Source organism: Methylobacterium sp. BI1, assembly GCF_056680125.1.
This window is the reverse complement of sequence record NZ_CM155267.1, coordinates 2,134,693-2,151,762: the sequence shown is the minus strand read 5'-3', so window position 1 is coordinate 2,151,762 and position 17,070 is coordinate 2,134,693. Positions and strand designations below refer to the sequence as shown.

Here is a 17,070-nt window from a genome sequence, read left to right as displayed (position 1 = left end):
ACGGATTCCGGGATATCTAGACGCGTCGGGTCGCCGGCGCGAGGGGCGCCGGAGCCGGAAGTATCAGCGCCGGCCGATCGTGCCGGTGAAGCGGCTGGCGCGCTTGGCGAGGGCCGCGAAGCAGCTGAGCGAGGCATCGGCCGCGCGCTGCATCTCGGAGACGTGCAGGCGGATGGCATCGGCCGGGGTCTTGGCGCCCGAGAGGGCCTGCCAGTGGGCCACCGCCGCGGCCCCCTCGCCGCGCAGATAGGTGAGCACCGTGGTGTTCACCTCGCCGAGCTCGCCCAGGACTTCCGAGATTCGCACCTCCGAGATCCGCGGCGATGTCGCAAGGTCCGCGATCTTGCCGAACGTCGCCTGAGAGGCTTCGAGGACGGACCGCGCCGCCGGCAGAGGCTCGGCCGAAGTTGCGGGCCAGGTCGAAGGCAAAGTCGCGGGCAAGGTCGCAGGCACGATCCGGGCGACGGTCTCGACGACGTCGTTCGCGGCTTCGACGGCGCCGGTCGCCGCCTCGACCGTCTCCCGCGCGGTCTCGACCGGTGCCGGCGGCTCCTCCTGGACTACGGTAAGATCCTCGACGCGTTCGGAGGTCTCGCTCGCGGAGATCTCGGGCTCGGAAGTCTCGGTCTCGGAGGTCTCGGGCTCGGAAGTCTCGGTGATCTCGGCCTCGGAGGCCTCGCCGGTGGCGGGAGCGGGCTCGGTCACGACGGGGGCCGGCGCGCCGTCGCTCTCGCTCGCCGTCGCCAGGGCGGTCGGGGACACACCTTCGAGGAGGGCATCATGGACATTCGCCGCAGGGGCCGACCCGGACGAGTCCGTCGAATCGCCCCCATCGACAGCGTGCACGGTCTCGACGGTCATCGGTCCATCCTCGTGGCTGTCCGTGGTCAGGCTATCAGGGGCCTGGCCGCCCGCGGTCTGCGGGCGCGTTCCGGCTCGGTCCTGCGCTCTGGAGGGCGTTTTGCGCCGTCTTGCCATGGCTACTGTCTCCTGGCCGTTTCGGATGGACGATGATCGGGTGGAAGAATAACCCGAATCGGCTGGATGTCTGCGGGGCGCCCGTCAAGCGGGCGGACGCTGCCCCCGGGATGCTTGGGGGCGGCGTCCGCGCGTCTCGAACCGGATGGCCGGGTTCAGGCAGAGGGGCGAAGGGTGTTCTGGGCCAGGGCGTCCAGATCCTTGGCCTGCGCCTGCAGGTTGGCGATCTGGCTGCGGAGGAACTCGCCCTGCAGCTCCATCGCCTCGCGCACGTCGCGGGTGCGGACCAGCTTCTGAGCGAAATCGAACGTCGCGGCGGCGTTCTCCTGGACCTGGTCGAGACCCTTGGCGACGACGGTCTGCATGGATTCCTGCACCGACTTCGAGGTGGTCTGCATCTGCTCGGCCGTCTTGACGGCGGTGCCGATGAAGGTGCTCACGGCCGTGCGGGCCTGATCGACGCTCTTCTCGGCGAAGGCGCGCATCTCGGCGGGGATCTCGAAGGTCTGACCGTTCATCTCGCTTCTCTCCACTGTGCATCGACTCATTCGATGCATTGCGAGAGTTTTATGTTGCGGTGCAACATCAACGTCAAGATGACGGCTTCAAAAAGTTGCAGAATTTTGCCAACTTTTCACCCCGGCTTCAAGCGGCCGGGGCGACGGCCCGCGCGCGTCCGACCCCGCGGCCGGCCAGGATGCGTTCGTAGACCGCGATCAGTGCGTCGGTATGGGCCGCCAGCGTCATGGGGTTCGCCCAGTAGCGGGCATGCGCGGCGGCGCCGAGGCTGGCCGTTCGTGCGGCGTCGTGCAGCGTCGCGGTCGCCCGTGTCAGGGCTTCGGGCTCCGGCGCGACGGAATAACCGTTCACCCCGTCGACGACCGTCTCGGACGCGCCGGATCGGTTCGAGGCGATCACCGGAATGCCGTTGGCCAGGGCCTCGTAGACCGTCAGGGGCCCGGTCTCGTACCAGCGGGACGGCGCCGCGATCGCCCGGGCCCGGCGGCGCAGGAGCGCCCAGACCGCGTCCGGCGCCTGCCAGCCGACGAGTTCGACCCCGGGGCGCGCCCGGAGTTCGTCCTCCAGGGGACCGGTGCCGACGAACAGGGCCGGGAGCCCGGCCGCCCGCGCGGCATCCGCCACGAGGTCGGCGCCCTTCTCGCGGGTCAGGCGGCCGACATAGGCCAGCGCATCGCCCCGTGCCGGATCGGCGGGCGCCTGCCGGGTGACCCGCACCGGGTTGTCGACCCGGTGATGGGTGACCGCCAGCCCGTCCAGGAGCGCACCCATCCGCGCCACGCTCGCGTCGCAGACATGGACGACGTCGAGGCGCTGCCGCTTCAGGGCGGCGCGCAGGGAGACCGAGCGTCCGACGCGGACCAGCTTGTGGAGCCGGCTCCGGCCGTCGCAGGGCGCTGCGATGCAGGCGGCCGACAGCGGCTTCAGGGTGCAGGGCTCGGCCCGGTCGAAGCGGTAATAGACGCCGTTCGGGCAGGCGAGGAAGTAGTCGTGCAGGGTCGTCACGACCGGCAGGCCGCGCGCGAACAGGGCCGGAAAGACGCTGGGCGACAGGCTGCGCGTCCACTGGTGGAGATGGATCAGGTCCGGCCGCACCGGCAGCGCGTCGAGGGCGGCGCCGAGCCGGGCGGCGGCCTCCGCGTCCCAGAGCCCGGTGAGCGCGGCGCGATGCGCCGGACGCTGCCAGATGTCCGTGTTGCCGAGGCCGATCCGGCGGATGCGGGGATGGTCGAGGAGGTCATCCGCCGGCCCGTCGATGGCCTGGATGTAGGTCACGTCGGCTCCGGCCTCGGCGAGGCCGCGTGCCGATTCGACGGCCACCTTCTCGGCGCCCCCGCTCGCCACCGCGAACTCCGCCAACACGACGATCTGCATGGAGAGGCCCGGAGATGTGGCGATGCCGAAGGAATCCGAGGTGGTCCGCCCGAGGACCACCACAGAGCCATGGATTTACCGGAGATCAACGCACGTTCGGTAAAGATCCGTGAAGACCTCGTCGTTGGCCGGGACTGTCCACCATGCACCTCGTCCTCGTCGTCGACCATGCGTTCATCAATGGCGGACAGGCCAAAGTGGCGCTGGATGCCGGGCTCGGCCTGCGCGCGCGCGGCCACAGCGTCACGGTGTTCGCCGCCGTCGGGCCCGCCGATCCCCGCCTGGAGGCGGCCGGCATCCGCGTGGTCTGCCTCGGCCAGGACGATATCGGCACGACGACGAACAAGCTCGCCTTCGCCGCGCAAGCGATCTGGAACCGGCCGGCGGCCCGGCGCCTGGCGGAGGAACTGCGCGGTCTCGACCCGCGGGACACCGTGGTCCACGTCCACGCCTTCGCCAAGGCGCTCTCACCCTCGATCGGGCGCAGCCTCGCGGCCTCCGGGCTCCCGCTGCTCTACACGATGCACGAGTTCTTCCTCGTCTGCCCGAACGGCGGCTTCTACGAGTATCCGGCCGCCCGGATCTGCCACCGGACGCCGATGTCCCTGGGCTGCCTGACCACGAACTGCGACGCCCGCAGCTACCCGCGCAAGCTGCTGCGGGTGGTGCGCCACCTCGGCCTCGAGCACGTGGCCGGCCTGAAGGCGCTGTTCCCGCACATCGTCACCCTCAGCGCCCTGCAGGAACGGGTCGTGGCCCCACACCTGCCGAGCTCGACCCGCTTCCATCGGGTCGACAACCCGATCGCGGTGGTCCAGGCGCCCCTCCGTGCCGGTCCGCCGGGCGACGTCCTGTTCGTCGGGCGCATCTCCACCGAGAAGGGCGCGCCGATCTTCGCCGAGGCGGCCCGCCGCGCCGGCGTCCGGCCGGTCTTCGTCGGGGACGGGCCGGCCCGCGCCGATCTCGCGTCCCGGTATCCGGAGGCGGTGATGCTGGGCTGGCGCGACGAGGCCGGCGTCCAGGCCCTGATGCGGCAGGCCCGCGCCCTGGTCTTCCCGAGCGTCTGGTACGAGGGCCAGCCCCTCACGGTGTACGAGGCGCTCGCCTGCGGCGCCCCGGTGATCGTCAGCGATGCCTGTGCCGGCCGCGAGGCGGTGGAGGACGGCGAGACCGGGTTCTGGTTCCGCTCGGGCGATCCGGATTCCCTGGCCGCCCACCTCGTCCGCCTCTCCGACGATGGCTTGGCCGAGCGCATGAGCCGGGCCGCCTACGAGCGCTACTGGGCCGCGCCCCTGACGCCGGACGCGCATCTCGACCGCCTGACGCAGGTTTATGATTTCGTCCTGCGGGAGGCCCGGACGGCCGGTGTCCGAACCGACCGCACCGCGACCCGGACCCAGATCCCGGCCGCCCCCTGAGGGGGATCCCGGCGCCCCGGCGCGCGCTCCGGTCCCGTCCATGGAAACCGGAGACGCCCGCGGCGTTGTCCCGGACGACGTGCCGACACAGGCGCCAACCCGCGACCCGAAGGAGTGCCCAGGATGGCCGATCAGCAGAAGTCCCCGGAGACCGACACCATCTCCACCACCGGACAGGCCGCCCCCAAGGGGTCGGACAAGAACCGCCCCGAGAACCAGAAGGGCGAGCTCGACGCCCGTCTCGACGAAGCCCTGGAGGAGACCTTCCCGTCGAGCGACCCCGTCTCGGTGAAGGTCACCAAGTAGCGCGACCTCCGAAGAACGTGACATTCAGGGAGCGCGGCTTCCAAGGCGCGCGACCTCGCCGTCACCCTCGTGGAATACCGGAACGCCGGAGCGATCGGATCGCCCCGGCGTTCCGGCATCGGCGTGCCGGGTTCAGGCGGCTTCGAGCAGGCGGCGGGCGATGACCTGCGCCTGGATCTCGGCGGCACCCTCGAAGATCGACAGGATGCGCGCATCGCACAGGACGCGGCTCACCGCGTATTCCAGAGCAAAGCCGTTGCCGCCATGAATCTGTAGAGCGTTGTCGGCCGCCGCCCAGGCCACGCGTGCGCCGAGAAGCTTGGCCATGCCGGCCTCGAGATCACAACGCTTGCCTTCGTCCTTCTCGCGGGCCGAGAAATACGTCAGCTGGCGGGCGATGTTGATCTCCACCGCCATCATGGCGATCTTGTCGGCCACGCGGGGGAAGTTGATCAGGGCCTTGCCGAACTGCACCCGCTCTTCGGCATAGCGCAGGCCGAGGTCGAGGGCGTTCTGCGCCACGCCGATGGCCCGGGCCGCCGTCTGGATCCGGGCGGATTCGAAGGTCTGCATGAGCTGGGCGAAGCCCTTGCCCTCGACTTCGCCGAGGAGGTTGCCGGCCGGCACCTCGAAGTTGTCGAAGGCGAGCTCGTATTCCTTCATGCCGCGATAGCCGAGGACGTGAATTTCGCCGCCCGAGAGGCCCTGGACCGGGAAGGGCTCGGCATCGGTTCCGCGCGGCTTCTCGGCGATGAGGAGCGAAAGACCCTTGTGACCTTTCTCCTCGGGCTTTGTACGCACCAGGCAGGTCATGATGTCTGCGCGCACGGGGTGCGTGATCCAGGTCTTGTTGCCCGAGATCTTCCAGACGTCGCCGTCCTGCACCGCCTTGGTGCGCAGGCTCGCGAGGTCGGAGCCGGTGTTCGGCTCGGTGAACACGGCGGTCGGCAGGGTGTCGCCCGAGGCGATACCGGGCAGGAAGCGGTGCTTCTGCTCCTCGGTGCCGCCGCACAGGATCAACTCGGCGGCGATCTCCGAGCGCGTGCCGAGGGAGCCGACGCCGATATAGGCGCGCGACAGTTCCTCCGAGACCACGCACATGGAGATCTTCGGCAGGCCCATGCCGCCGTATTCCTCCGGGATCGTCAGGCCGAAGACGCCGAGCTCGGCCATCTTCGTGACGATCTCCATCGGAATGTAGGCGTTCTGGCTGTGCCACTCGTGGGCGTGCGGCACGACTTCGGCGAGGCCGAAGCGGCGCATCTCAGAGCGGATCGCTTCCATGTCCTCGTCGAGGCCGGACTTGCCGATGGTGGCCGAGCCGCCGTTGTCGCGGATGCGGGCCACGAGGGCGGCCCGGTTCTCCGGGGTGTTGCCCTCGGCGATCAGGGTCTCGACCGCCTCGGTGCGGAACTTGGCGACTTCGCGCGCGCCGAGGCCGAGGGAGCCGGTGGGGCGCACCATCTCGCCCTGGCTCATCGGAATGCCGGAGAACATCTGGTCGAGGTACTCACCCAGGCCGATCCGGACGAGGAGGCTCTCGGTCTCACCGAATTCACCGCTCTCGGTCAAGCGCTGGGCATAGGCGCCCAGCTCCCGCACGCCCTCCGCGTAGGTGGCGATCCAGGCAAGGCCATGCGTGGCGTGCTGCTGGGTTTCCATCTTCTCAGCCGAGATCTTGCCCTCGTCCGACAGGATCGTGGTGCGCACGCGCCGGGTTGCCTCGGCGACGAGGGCTTTGGCGGCCTCGGCCGCTTCGCGCGCGAGGCTCAGGAGATCCTTCGGTTCGGTCGAGATGACGGGAGAGGCTGACATGGCAAACTCGCTGGCAAAGGAATGAGGCTTTGCAGTCCATTATAGGCAGGTTCGTCGCACCTGTAGAGGCGTCTCGCCGCAGTGCGGCTCTATCCCGCCCGAATTCATTATCCGCCAGGGCGAAAAACCCTGATTCTTCTTGGTTATTCGGGCAGTCATGAATTTTATTGAGATGTTCCTCAAACAAAAAGTCGCCTTTCGGGGGGCGTCCTCTCAGCCACGGCTGGCGAGAGCGACACCGAGCGTGGCGATGGCCATGCCCCCCATCTGGATTGGCGCCAGCGCTTCGTCGAAGAGCGCATAGGCCATCATCGCGGAGACCGGCGGCACCAGAAACAGCAGGGAGGCGACCCCTGCTACGGCGCCCCGGCGAATCAGCAGTAGCAGCAGCAGAATGCCGCCCACCGAGTTCACCAAAACCGACCAGGCGAGGCCCAGCCACAGGGGGGTGGAGGCATCGAAGCCGCCGGTTCCGAATAGGAGGGCGACCGGCACCGCGAGGCAGACGGCGCCCGCGAACTGGACGGTGGCATTGCTCAGGAGGTCCGCCCCGGCGCCGTGCCGCTTCTGCCAGAGAGTGCCGCCGGTCATCGCCACCATCGCGAAGAGGCAGGCGGCCAGGGCCGGAACCGGGATGCCGGCAGAATCCGACGCACCGATCTTGGGCGCCAGGACGAGCAGCGCCCCGGCGAAGCCGGTGCCGATGCCGAGCCAGCGCCGCCGGCTCACCGGCTCGCCGAGGACCGGCCCTGCCAGAGTCGCGGTCAGTAGCGGCTGCAGGCTACCGACCAGGGCGGCGATACCGGCCGGCAATCCGTGTTGCACCGACCAGAACACGCCGATCACGTAGATCCCCTGCATCAGCAGACCGGCGAGCCCGGCGTGGAACCAGCTGGCGCGGTCGCGCGGCCAGCGGGCCCCGCGTGCCAGGGCGAGGGCGCCCAGCACCAGTGCGACCAGGACCACCCGGATCGCCACGAAGGTGAAGGCCTCGGCATGGGGCGACACAAAGCGGGCCGCGACGAAGCCCGTCGCCCAGATCACGACGAAGAGGGCGGGGACGAGGAGCGGGGCTGGCGCGGGCATGACGGGCGCCAGGCATCACAGGGTCGCGGAGATTTCAAGACGGCGAGGCGATGCCGTGCGCACGGGACGTTGCACGAAAGGGCCGCGTTGCGTTTAGAAGACACGCCCGCCCCCTACCCTGTTCGAGGACGAGCCCCCGCCCCGTGAGACGTCTCCGCAAGCCTTTCGAGATCGCAGGCGTCGCCGCGCAGCGCTTCGTCGCCCATGACGGCTGGGCCATCGCCAGCCACATCGCCCTGTCGACCCTGACCGCCCTGTTCCCGTTCCTCATCCTCCTCGCCGCCCTGGCTGGTCTGTTCGGCACGAAGTCGCTGGCCGACGAGGCCAGCGTCCTGATCTTCGATGCTTGGCCGCGCGAGGTCGCCAAGCCCATCGTCAACGAGGTGCACAGGGTCCTGACCGAGCAACGCGGCGGCGTGCTCACCCTTGGCGCATTGCTGGCGCTGTACTTCTCCTCGTCCGGCGTCGAGAGCCTGCGCGTCGGGTTGAACCGGGCCTACGGGCTGCGCGAGGTGCGTCCCTGGTGGCTGACGCGCCTCGAATCCATCGGCTACGTCGTCTGCGGCGCCTTCGCGATGCTGGCCTTTGCCCTCCTGGTGGTGCTCGGGCCCCTGATCTGGCGCCGCGTCATCAACGTGGCACCCGGCCTCGAGCCCTTGAGCCTCACCGTCGCGATCGGCCGCATCGGCATCACGGCCTTCCTGCTCCTCACCGTGCTGGTGATCGCCCATAAGTTCGTCGCCACCGGGCGCCGCTCGGTTCTGGCGGTGGTGCCCGGCATCGCAGTGACGCTCCTGCTGTGGTTCCTGGCCGGCCTCGGCTTCGGCTACTACCTCGACCGGTTCTCCAACGCCTACGCCTCGACCTATGGCGGCCTCGCCACCGCGATGGTCTTTCTTGTCTTCCTGTACTGGCTCGCCGCGATGTTCCTGTTCGGCGGCGAGATCAATGGCACCGTCATTGCAGCGCGACGCGTGCGGCTTCAGGCGCGAATGCAGGAGAAGCAGGCCCGAGCCCGCGGGCTCTGAGCCTGCACTGCTTCATCTGCGCGCAGGGCGCGCGATGACATCCGCCTGTGACCCTGGCGGCCTAGTGTCCCGGTTCAGGCACGGGCAGTGAGGGCGCAGGCGGCGCGGCGGCTGGCCCGGGGGAGCTTCGATGCGGATCAGGTTCGGTTGCGAGATGGGCTATGATTTCCCGCAGCCGACGCCCGTCATCGCCCGCCTGAATTCCTATTCGGCGAGCGGCTTGGCTGCCGTACCGCCGGACGTGCTCACCCTCGATCCGCCACTGCCGGTCCGCACCTTCCGCGATGTCTTCGGTAACCGGACCGTGCGTTTCGTCGCCCCGGCGGGTGTCCTCACCCTGAGCGTGCAGGCCGAGGTCGAGGACGACGGCGCGCTCGATCCTGTGGTGCCGGAGGCCGAGGAGCACGCGGTCGAAGATCTGCCGGAGGAGGCGCTGCCGTTCCTCGTGGCGAGCCGGTACTGCGAGTCCGACCTCCTCTCGAACGAGGCCTGGACGCTGTTCGGCGACCTCGCGCCGGGCTGGTCGCGGGTGCAGGCGATCTGTGACTACGTCCACCAGCACATCACGTTCGGCTACGGCTACGCCCATGTGGATCGCACCGCCGCCGACGCCTTCGCGAGCCGGCGCGGCGTGTGCCGCGACTACGCGCACCTGTTCGTCGCCTTCTGCCGGGCGCTGAACATTCCGACACGCTACTGCACCGGCTATCTCAGCTTCATCGGCGAGCCCGAGCCGCACGCCCCCGGCGACTTCGCAGCCTGGACGGAAGTCTATCTCGGCGGCACTTGGCACGTCTTCGATCCGCGCAACAACGCCCCTCGCCGGGGCCGGATCCTCGTGGCGCGCGGGCGCGACGCAGCAGACGTACCCCTGACCCACACCTTCGGGCCGAACCGCCTGACGAAGTTCCGCGTCTGGGCGGAAGACGCGGCGTCCGCGGCGACGGATTGATGGCCAACGCTTGACGTCACGGCATCCGGCGAGCCCCGGCTGCCAGTCCGCTCTGCAAGGTCGGAGCGAAGGAATCACTTCCAAGGTCCCGTCCAAGACGTTGCCGCGACAGAAAAAAGCCCTCGTCGGAGAACCGGGCGAGGGCTTTCGGTCATCGATATGCGCTGCGCGGATCACGCTGCCAGCGGCATACCCTCCGGCTCGGCGCTCGCCATGAACTGGGCTCGGGCTAGGTCGGCGAAGCGTCCGTTCTGCGCGACAAGATCGTCGAAACTGCCGGACTCGACGATACGGCCCTCGTGGAAGACGAGGATGCGGTCGGCGTTGCGGATCGTCGCCAGACGGTGGGCGATGACGAAGGTCGTGCGGCCCTCCATCACAGCTTCCAGGGCGCCCTGAAGCTTGCGCTCCGTGGTCGCGTCCAGGGCCGAAGTGGCCTCGTCGAGGATCAGCACCGGCGGGTTCTTGAGGAGCGCGCGGGCAATCGAGAGACGCTGGCGCTCGCCGCCGGAGAGCGACCGTCCGCGCTCACCGATCACCGTGTCGAGTCCGTCCGCCTGGCGGGCCATGAACTCGGTGGCCTGAGCCCGCTCCAGGGCGTCGAGCATCTCGGCATCGGTGGCGTCCGGGCGGCCGACCTGCAGGTTCTCGCGGATCGAGCGGGCGAACAGCATCGGCTCCTGGAACACGACACCGATGTTGTGGCGCAGCGACGACAGGCCGATGTCGCGGATATCGGTGCCGTCGATACGGATGGCGCCGTGGTCCGGGTCGAAGGCGCGGTGCAGCAGGCCGAGGGTGGTCGACTTGCCAGAACCGGTGGTGCCGACCAGGGCGACGGTCTCGCCAGCCCGGGCCGTGAAGGAGACATCCTCAACGGCCTTCCGGCGGGCGTTGTAGGAGAAGCCAACGGCGTCGAAGGCGACCTCACCGTCGAAGCGTGCGACCTGCTGGGCGCCCGGACGGTCATGGACAGCCGGCGTCGTGTCGAGGATCTCGAAGAACTCGTCGATCTTGGGCATCTGCTGGAACAGGCCGTTGATGCAGGTCGCAACCTGATCGAGGCGCGAGACCAGCATGGTCGCGAGGCTCATGAAGGCCACGACCTCGCCGACACTGGCCTGGCCGTGCTGGTGCAGGGCGATGCCGGTGATGAAGATTGCCGTCATGGTCAGGGTCGCGGAGGCGCGGGTGGCGACGTTGGCGAGGGCCCACCAGGACAGGACCGGGATCTGCGCGGCGAGCAGGTTGCGGATGATATCGTGCATCGCGTCCTTCTCCGCCTTGGCGCGGGTAAAGGACTGGATGACGGCAACGTTGCCCAGGGCATCCGAGGCGTGCTCGGCCAAGCCCGACTGATAGGCCTCGACCCGACCCTGAAGGGTCTCGGTACGGCGCATGACCATCGTGGTCAGGGCGGTAAAGGCGAGAACGAGCACGACCAGGATCGAGCCGAGCTGCCAGTTCACGAACAGGGTCATCGGCAGGAGAACGATCAGCGACACGAAGGCCACGAAGTGGTCGCGGAAGAAGCCGAGCCAGAGCCAGAACATACCGTTCGAACCCTCCAGCATCGCCTTCAGGACACGGCCCGAATGGTTCGAGGAGTGGAACGCCAGCGGCAGCTCAAGCACGTGCTCGAAATAATTTGCCATGGCCGACAGGCGGTTGCGATGGGCAAGCCGGTCCGCGTGCAACGCGATCGTCACGCCAGCGGCAATGGTGAACAGCCCGAAAGCCACCCAGGCGCCGATCAGGGGCGCCAGCGTCGTGAACGCGTTGGTGCTGCTCTTGAGATGCGTGAGCTGGTCGATGATGCGGCCCATCAGAAGCGGCTCGGCGAAGGCCGCGACCGCCAGGGCCACGTTCGCGCAGGCCAGGACGGCGGCCAAGCGGCGGTCGGTGCCCAGAAGACCCATGACTCGCACGTAGAGACGAACCAACGACATGTTACCGTGTGCTCCGATGCCGGACCGGGTTGCGACGACGCTTCCCGGCAGAGGCCGCCAAACCCTTGGCGCTCCGTGCCTTATGTCGTGGCCTCCCTGAACGGTGCATGACGCGATCACGCAGCGTTTGGCCAGGGTTTTTACGGTTCGTTCAACCTGATTCCGTAATCGTGGGGACGGCGCCTCGTCCTGCGGTGCCAACGCGGCATGCGGGCAGCCGCCCAGGCTCGAGTGATCATGGATCTCGCAACCGGTATCGGCCTCGTCGGCGGCTTCGGCGTCGTCTTCGTCCTGATCATGATCGACGGCGGCAACTTCGCCGCTTATTTCGACAAGCACGCGGTCATCGTGATCTTTGGCGGTGCCACCGCCGCCACGATGATGCGCTTTCCCTTCTCGACGATGATGCACGGCCTGCCGATGGGCCTGCGCTATGCCTTCTCGATGCGCGCCATCAAGCCGCGCGACCTCATCGAGGAAATCACCAAGATCGCCGACGTGGTGCGGAAGTCCGGCCCGATGGCCCTGGAGAACATGGAGATCTCCGACCCCTTCCTGGCTCAAGGCGCGCGCTACATCGCGGACGGCTACGATCGCGAGTTCATCCGCGACACGATGGAGAGGGACCGCGACAACTTCCTGATGCACCTCGACGAGGGGTCGAAGATCTACCGCGCCTTCGGCGACTGCGCCCCGGCCTGGGGCATGATCGGCACGATCCTCGGCATGGTGACGATGTTCGCCAACATGTCGGATCCCTCGAAGCTCGGTCCGGCCATGGCGACCGCCCTCCTTGCCACCCTCTACGGCGCGCTGATCGCCAACATGATTACCCTGCCGCTTGCCGACAAACTCCACGTGAAGCTCGAGGAGGAGGACGTTTCGCGCTCATTGATCATCGACGGCATCCTTCTTATCCGCGACGCCAAGAGTTCCTCCCTGGTGCGCGAGATGCTGATCGCATACCTGCCGCACAATCACCGTGACGAACTCGTAGCCGAGCCGGCGTGATGGTGCGCGCTTCCCACAGGCGCGACGGCGCCGATGGCTAAGAAAAAGCGCGGCGGCGCGCATGGCGGCCACGGCTGGTTCGTGACCTTCGCCGACCTGATGGCGCTTCTCATGAGCTTCTTCGTCATGATCGCCGCCTATTCGACCCAGGACCAGAAGAAGATGCAGGCGGTGGCCGGCTCCATGCGCGACGCCTTCGGCGTGAACAAGGAGTCGCGCTTCGCGGGCATCATCGAGAAGGACGGCCTCGCTCACGCCGACAAGGTCAAGTACAAGCGCGACATCCCGCCCGACCTCGCCTCCGACCATACGACCCCGCCGGCCGTCGACGGCAATGTCGACGAGGGGATGCCGGACAAGGGCTACCCGGACGGTGCCGGTCTCGCGGCTGCGAGCCTGCGCCAAGCGCTCCAAGACATGCCCGAGGTCGCCGAACTGTCGAAGAACATCATCGTCGCTCCCTCGCAACGCGGGGTCGACGTGTCGATCGTCGATCAGGATGGCGCCTCGATGTTTCCCGATGGGTCGAGTCGACCCAATGCCCGTACCCGACGCCTTCTCGAGCGGGTTGCCGGGACCCTGCGCAAGATGCCCAATCGCATCGCCATCACGGGCTACACCGCGACGGAGCGACCCGGAGCGCGCCCTCTCGCTCCGCCGTGGGAGCTCTCAGCCAACCGCGCGATCAGCGTGCGCGAGATCCTGGCCGGCAGCGGCGTCCCGGATGACCGCTTCGCAGCCGTGACCGGGAAAGCCGACACGGAGCCGCTGTTTCCGGACAATCCGTACCTCCCGGCCAACCGCCGGGTGACGGTGACCCTTCTCAGCGAAACGTCACCGACGCCGCGGATGAAGAATTTTCCTTGAACATCGAGCATGTGCCTCGCGCGGTGTCCCGCTCGAAGGCCGGCTGGATCGGGAGCGTCATCGATCGGGGGACGGTCTATGTGGACATGTCATCCGGGTAGCGACCCAGGAAACGCGCCCGGAGTTTCAGCCGACTGCTCACCGGGGAGAGGGCATTCATGGCCGCAGCTACTGAGCCAACAGGAGCGCCCAGTAGACCTTGTATTTCGAGCCCGGTGCGTACGCGGTGGCGATGCCCATCCGTTGCGCACCGGGGGCAAGCATCGCCGCGTTGTGGGCCGGGCTGTCACGCCACCCGGAGAACGCCTCGGCCAGGGTGTGATAGCCAGCGGACAGGTTGGCCTCCGCTGACTGGAAGCCGAGCCGCTCGACTGCATTCTTGACGGTCTGGGCCCGGCTCGGTCGATCGGCCGCAGCCATCGCAGCCGCCTCAGCTTCCGCAAGCTTCTGCAACTCGGGATCGAGGCGCAGGGGCCCAGTGCCATTTCGCGCACGATAGGCCGAGATCATGTCCCGCGCCGTTGCCGTATCGACCTGCGCCGACTGTGTCGCCATCGGCCAATAGAGGCTGGGAAGCGTGGCATTCACAGGCTCCGGGGTGGCGCAGCCCGCGAGCAGCCCGACACCACCGGCCATCATGCCGGCCCTGAAACCCCGTCCCGTTCTCCGCCCCACGCCCCGTTCTCCCCACGTATCCTGTCAGCTTCCCGCGCGTCGCCGCGCCGCCTCCGCCGAGCGCATCGGCTCGGCCTCGTCGAACCGATCTTCGGCACGCTGCGGCGAGGTTTGGTCTCCGGAGCGTTGCGGTTGGGTGAATGCGCTGGCGATCTGCCCCACGGCGCTCTGAAAGGAATCCAAGCCTTGAACGGTAACCACGCTGGACCCCGGCCCGAGGGCGGGGATCATTCCAGCCTGCGACAAGGTCTGAAAGACCGTAAGGTTCAAATCGTTCTGCACTTTCAGCCCGAGACTGACATCGACGATCATGACGATCAGCTCGAACTCCAGGAAGGGATCTCCGATCTTGCGGAAGACGACGCGGGGCGGCGGTTCCTTGAGCACGTCCGGTTGAGCCTGGGCGCAACCCATCAGGAGCTCGGCCGCGTGCACGGGGTCCTGGTTGCGCAGGACGCTGACCGTGATGCTGACGCGGCCGGTCCGATCGCCGCGGACCCGGTTCTTGACGATCCCGGAGATCAGGTTCGAGTTCGGGACGATCACGGCCGAGCGATCGAAGGTCTGGATCTCGGTGGAACGCACCGAGATGCGCTTCACGATGCCTTCGCTGTCCCCGATCAGGACCTGATCACCGACGCGGATCGGACGTTCCCAGAGAAGTAGCAGGCCGGAGACGAAGTTGTTGACGATGGATTGGAGACCGAAACCGATACCGACCGAGAGGGCACCGGCCACGATGGTGAGCTTCTCCAGACTCAGGCCCAGGTAGGAGAAGGCCAGCGCTAGAGTGAGCAGAAAGCCGATATAGCCCGCGATCGTCGAGATCGAATTGCGCAGGCCGGCATCGAGGTCGGTGGCCGGCAGGTAGGTCTGTTCGAGCCAGCGCTGGATCGCCCGCGTCACCGCCATGCCGAGGAGCAGAAGGCCGATGGCGAGTACGATCGTCGAGAGCGAGATCGTGACGTCGCCGACCTTGAAGCCGAAGAAGGCACTGCGGACCGAGCTGAACACGTCGGTCGAGTCGAGGCCCCAGGGCGCCAGGGCAAGCAGTGCGGCCACGAGGACCAGAACCACCCGCGCGAGGCCTGTCGCCAGCACGGCGATCTGGTTGATCGAGCGCTTGCGCAGGCCGGTGTTTGCCTGGAGCGCGGTGGCGATCTTGGTGTCGTCGCCGAGCGTCCCACCGATGAAGGTGTCGGCGCTGGAGATCAGCAGGAACAGCAGGACGAAGAGCCCTGCCGTCCAGACGAGCTGGTCGATGACGAAGGCCGCGAAGGCCACGTAACCGACGAGGGGGGCGATGGCGATGACCACGGCCGCCACCCAGCCGAGGAGCCGCGCTGGGCCGCCGATCCCGGTGGTCGCCTCCGGCGCCACGTACGGGCCGAAGCACGCTTCCTCCTGCTCCGCCGTGTCCGCGAAGCGGTGCAGCCCGATGGCGAGGATGAGCGCCGTCGCGAGCGCGCCGATGCCGCGGGTGGCGATGGAGATGGGCAATGCCGCCGAGATGCCGGAGTTCAGCGCCTCGATCGACTTGACCACCGTGATGACGATGGCGATGCCGACCGCCAGGCGGGTTACCCGGGCAGCGGCGGCGTCGCTCATGGTCGCAACGCGCCAGGATGGCTTGTCGGGTGAGAGCAGCGCGTCGGCCAGGGCTTCAACGAAGGCAATGAAGGCGAGGCCGCCCAGGATGGCGCCTGCCACCGGCAACAGGCGCAGGGGCAGGAGATCGGTGGCGTCGAGGGCGTAATAGACCGCGTAGCTGCCGATGAAGGCCGGGATGGTGCCGAGGAGGAACACACGCCAGGCGGCCAGGAGCTTCCGGCGCTGCGAGGGATCGACCGCCTTGGCATCCCGCCGCCCGAGGCGCGGCGCAATGTTGCGGCGGCCGAAATACAAGGCGATCGAGATACCGAAGGCGATTCCGAGCAGTAGCAGGTTTCCGATGGTGCCGTTGCGAGCGAACAGGGCCGCCGTATCCTCCACGGCGCTCTGCAGCGCGCGGATGTCCCGTGGGATGTCGGCTCCAATCCGCATCCACAGATCGGGACTAACGAGGGCGGTCGAGCGTTCGAACAGGCCGCGGGTGAAGGCTGCGCGTCGGCGGTTCGAGACCTGGTCGACGATCTGGTCGCTCTGAACCAGGAGAGAGCGGGCAAGGCGCTGGGTTTCGTCGATTTCCGCGACTGCGTGCTCGCGCTCCGTCCGCTCGCGCGCCACGTCCTCGCCCTCCTCACCTTCCTTCGGCTTCGGACCGAGCTGTGTCAGCCGCTCGCGGGCCGCCTCGAGGCGCGGAGTAGTGATGTCGATGACGTGACGAATCTTGTCCGCGATGGCTTCGATGCCTTCGCGGGCGCGGGTCAGGTCGCCGCTTCCGACATTCGGTCCGGTCAGAATTTTTTCGCGCTGCTCGAGATCGGCCTTGGCACTGTCGAGCTGATCGCGAACGTTCTGGATCTGCTCCGACACCGCTGGCTTCGGTACCGCCGCTTTGGGAGCTGGCTTCCCGTCTGCGGCGGCCGCCGGCGCAGGAGCCGGGGCGGTCTTCGGGCCCGCTGCAGGCGCCGCCGCGGGCGCGCCCTGCCCGATTGCGCCCGCGGGAGCCAGGACGAGAACACCCAGGCAAGCGGCGACCAGGGCCGCCATTCGGGTGCCTCGGGTCGTCTGGCCTCTCGGGATACCGCCCATGATGATCCTTTCGCGCCGCGCCATCGCGCGGTTCTGGCGCGCCATCGCGCCTGGCCTCGTCGGGCCACTGGCAACCCGCATGCCCGAACCGGGCGGGAAGAACCTGCGCGACTCGGAAGGACGGGGAGCGACCGGGGACCGCCCTATCGCCGAGCAATGGGGCGAAAGGCTGACGATGCGCCGAATTCGAGCAGCCAGCGGGGGCGGGATGTTGAACTGTGGGCGCGACCTCGTGGAAAGCGGGGGTGACCTTCACAAGCGTGTCACGCTGATATTAGACTAAATCCCGATGGACTTGGCCTTTTCGTTCCTGTGCGAGGAGGTGGCGACGACCATCTGCGCCGATGAGCGTCGCCACGAACCGGGCGTTTCCGCCCGATGCGACGGCTTTTGGCCAA

Annotated in this window: 15 protein-coding genes; 7 read left to right on the top strand and 8 right to left on the bottom strand. The window is 68.0% G+C overall.

Going from position 1 to position 17,070, the window contains the following annotated elements; translation table 11 throughout:
* Nucleotides 1–63: 63 nt before the first annotated feature.
* The 3 genes from AC1MGR_RS10040 to AC1MGR_RS10030 all read right to left on the bottom strand — a co-directional run bounded on the left by AC1MGR_RS10040 (nt 64) and on the right by AC1MGR_RS10030 (nt 2,871).
* Nucleotides 64–861, bottom strand: coding sequence for a hypothetical protein (locus AC1MGR_RS10040; protein ID WP_480234487.1), 798 nt, complete (start codon nt 859–861; stop codon nt 64–66).
* Nucleotides 862–1,133: 272 nt separating this feature from the next.
* The gene (locus AC1MGR_RS10035) at nt 1,134–1,496 is read right to left on the bottom strand and encodes a phasin (RefSeq protein WP_480234486.1); all 363 of its coding nucleotides are present in this window, start codon (nt 1,494–1,496) and stop codon (nt 1,134–1,136) included.
* Between the two features lie 127 nt (nt 1,497–1,623).
* Nucleotides 1,624–2,871 carry a glycosyltransferase gene (locus AC1MGR_RS10030; RefSeq protein ID WP_480234763.1) on the bottom strand — a complete coding sequence of 416 codons (1,248 nt, stop codon included), beginning with the start codon at nt 2,869–2,871 and terminating at the stop codon, nt 1,624–1,626.
* Nucleotides 2,872–3,014: 143 nt separating this feature from the next.
* Here AC1MGR_RS10030 and AC1MGR_RS10025 point away from each other — a divergent pair, with 143 nt between their 5' ends.
* Together AC1MGR_RS10025 and AC1MGR_RS10020 are read left to right on the top strand one after the other, a co-directional pair.
* Nucleotides 3,015–4,289 (top strand): glycosyltransferase family 4 protein, encoded by a 1,275-nt coding sequence (locus tag AC1MGR_RS10025; protein WP_480234485.1) that lies wholly within the window; start codon nt 3,015–3,017, stop codon nt 4,287–4,289.
* 123 nt (nt 4,290–4,412) lie between these two features.
* Nucleotides 4,413–4,595 carry a hypothetical protein gene (locus AC1MGR_RS10020; protein ID WP_108038726.1) on the top strand — a complete coding sequence of 61 codons (183 nt, stop codon included), beginning with the start codon at nt 4,413–4,415 and terminating at the stop codon, nt 4,593–4,595.
* Between the two features lie 132 nt (nt 4,596–4,727).
* Here the strand turns inward: AC1MGR_RS10020 and AC1MGR_RS10015 are convergent, their stop codons facing one another.
* Nucleotides 4,728–6,410, bottom strand: a complete 1,683-nt coding sequence (locus AC1MGR_RS10015) for an acyl-CoA dehydrogenase family protein (protein WP_480234484.1) — start codon at nt 6,408–6,410, stop codon at nt 4,728–4,730.
* Between the two features lie 213 nt (nt 6,411–6,623).
* Entirely contained in the window at nt 6,624–7,496 is an 873-nt protein-coding gene (locus AC1MGR_RS10010) for a DMT family transporter (protein WP_480234483.1), read from the bottom strand.
* 143 nt (nt 7,497–7,639) lie between these two features.
* On the opposite strand from AC1MGR_RS10010, the gene AC1MGR_RS10005 reads away from it, so the two are divergent.
* Together AC1MGR_RS10005 and AC1MGR_RS10000 are read left to right on the top strand one after the other, a co-directional pair.
* Entirely contained in the window at nt 7,640–8,524 is an 885-nt protein-coding gene (locus tag AC1MGR_RS10005) for a YihY/virulence factor BrkB family protein (protein ID WP_108038721.1), read from the top strand.
* Nucleotides 8,525–8,654: 130 nt separating this feature from the next.
* Entirely contained in the window at nt 8,655–9,476 is an 822-nt protein-coding gene (locus tag AC1MGR_RS10000; RefSeq protein ID WP_480234482.1) for a transglutaminase-like domain-containing protein, read from the top strand.
* A gap of 173 nt (nt 9,477–9,649) precedes the next feature.
* Here the strand turns inward: AC1MGR_RS10000 and AC1MGR_RS09995 are convergent, their stop codons facing one another.
* A complete protein-coding gene (locus AC1MGR_RS09995) occupies nt 9,650–11,425 on the bottom strand; it encodes a glucan ABC transporter ATP-binding protein/ permease (RefSeq protein WP_480234481.1) in 1,776 nt (591 codons plus the stop codon).
* Nucleotides 11,426–11,662: 237 nt separating this feature from the next.
* Between AC1MGR_RS09995 and AC1MGR_RS09990 the strand changes: the two genes are divergently transcribed.
* Together AC1MGR_RS09990 and AC1MGR_RS09985 are read left to right on the top strand one after the other, a co-directional pair.
* The gene (locus AC1MGR_RS09990; protein WP_055950305.1) at nt 11,663–12,436 is read left to right on the top strand and encodes a motility protein A; all 774 of its coding nucleotides are present in this window, start codon (nt 11,663–11,665) and stop codon (nt 12,434–12,436) included.
* Nucleotides 12,437–12,469: 33 nt separating this feature from the next.
* The gene (locus AC1MGR_RS09985; protein WP_108038715.1) at nt 12,470–13,303 is read left to right on the top strand and encodes an OmpA/MotB family protein; all 834 of its coding nucleotides are present in this window, start codon (nt 12,470–12,472) and stop codon (nt 13,301–13,303) included.
* A gap of 168 nt (nt 13,304–13,471) precedes the next feature.
* Here AC1MGR_RS09985 and AC1MGR_RS09980 read toward each other — a convergent pair whose 3' ends face one another.
* The gene (locus AC1MGR_RS09980) at nt 13,472–13,942 is read right to left on the bottom strand and encodes a CAP domain-containing protein (protein WP_480234480.1); all 471 of its coding nucleotides are present in this window, start codon (nt 13,940–13,942) and stop codon (nt 13,472–13,474) included.
* 60 nt (nt 13,943–14,002) lie between these two features.
* A complete protein-coding gene (locus tag AC1MGR_RS09975) occupies nt 14,003–16,672 on the bottom strand; it encodes a DUF3772 domain-containing protein (protein ID WP_480234762.1) in 2,670 nt (889 codons plus the stop codon).
* Between AC1MGR_RS09975 and AC1MGR_RS09970 the strand changes: the two genes are divergently transcribed.
* A complete protein-coding gene (locus tag AC1MGR_RS09970) occupies nt 16,671–16,955 on the top strand; it encodes a hypothetical protein (RefSeq protein WP_480234935.1) in 285 nt (94 codons plus the stop codon). The genes AC1MGR_RS09975 and AC1MGR_RS09970 overlap by 2 nt on opposite strands.
* The last annotated feature ends 115 nt before the right edge of the window (nt 16,956–17,070 follow it).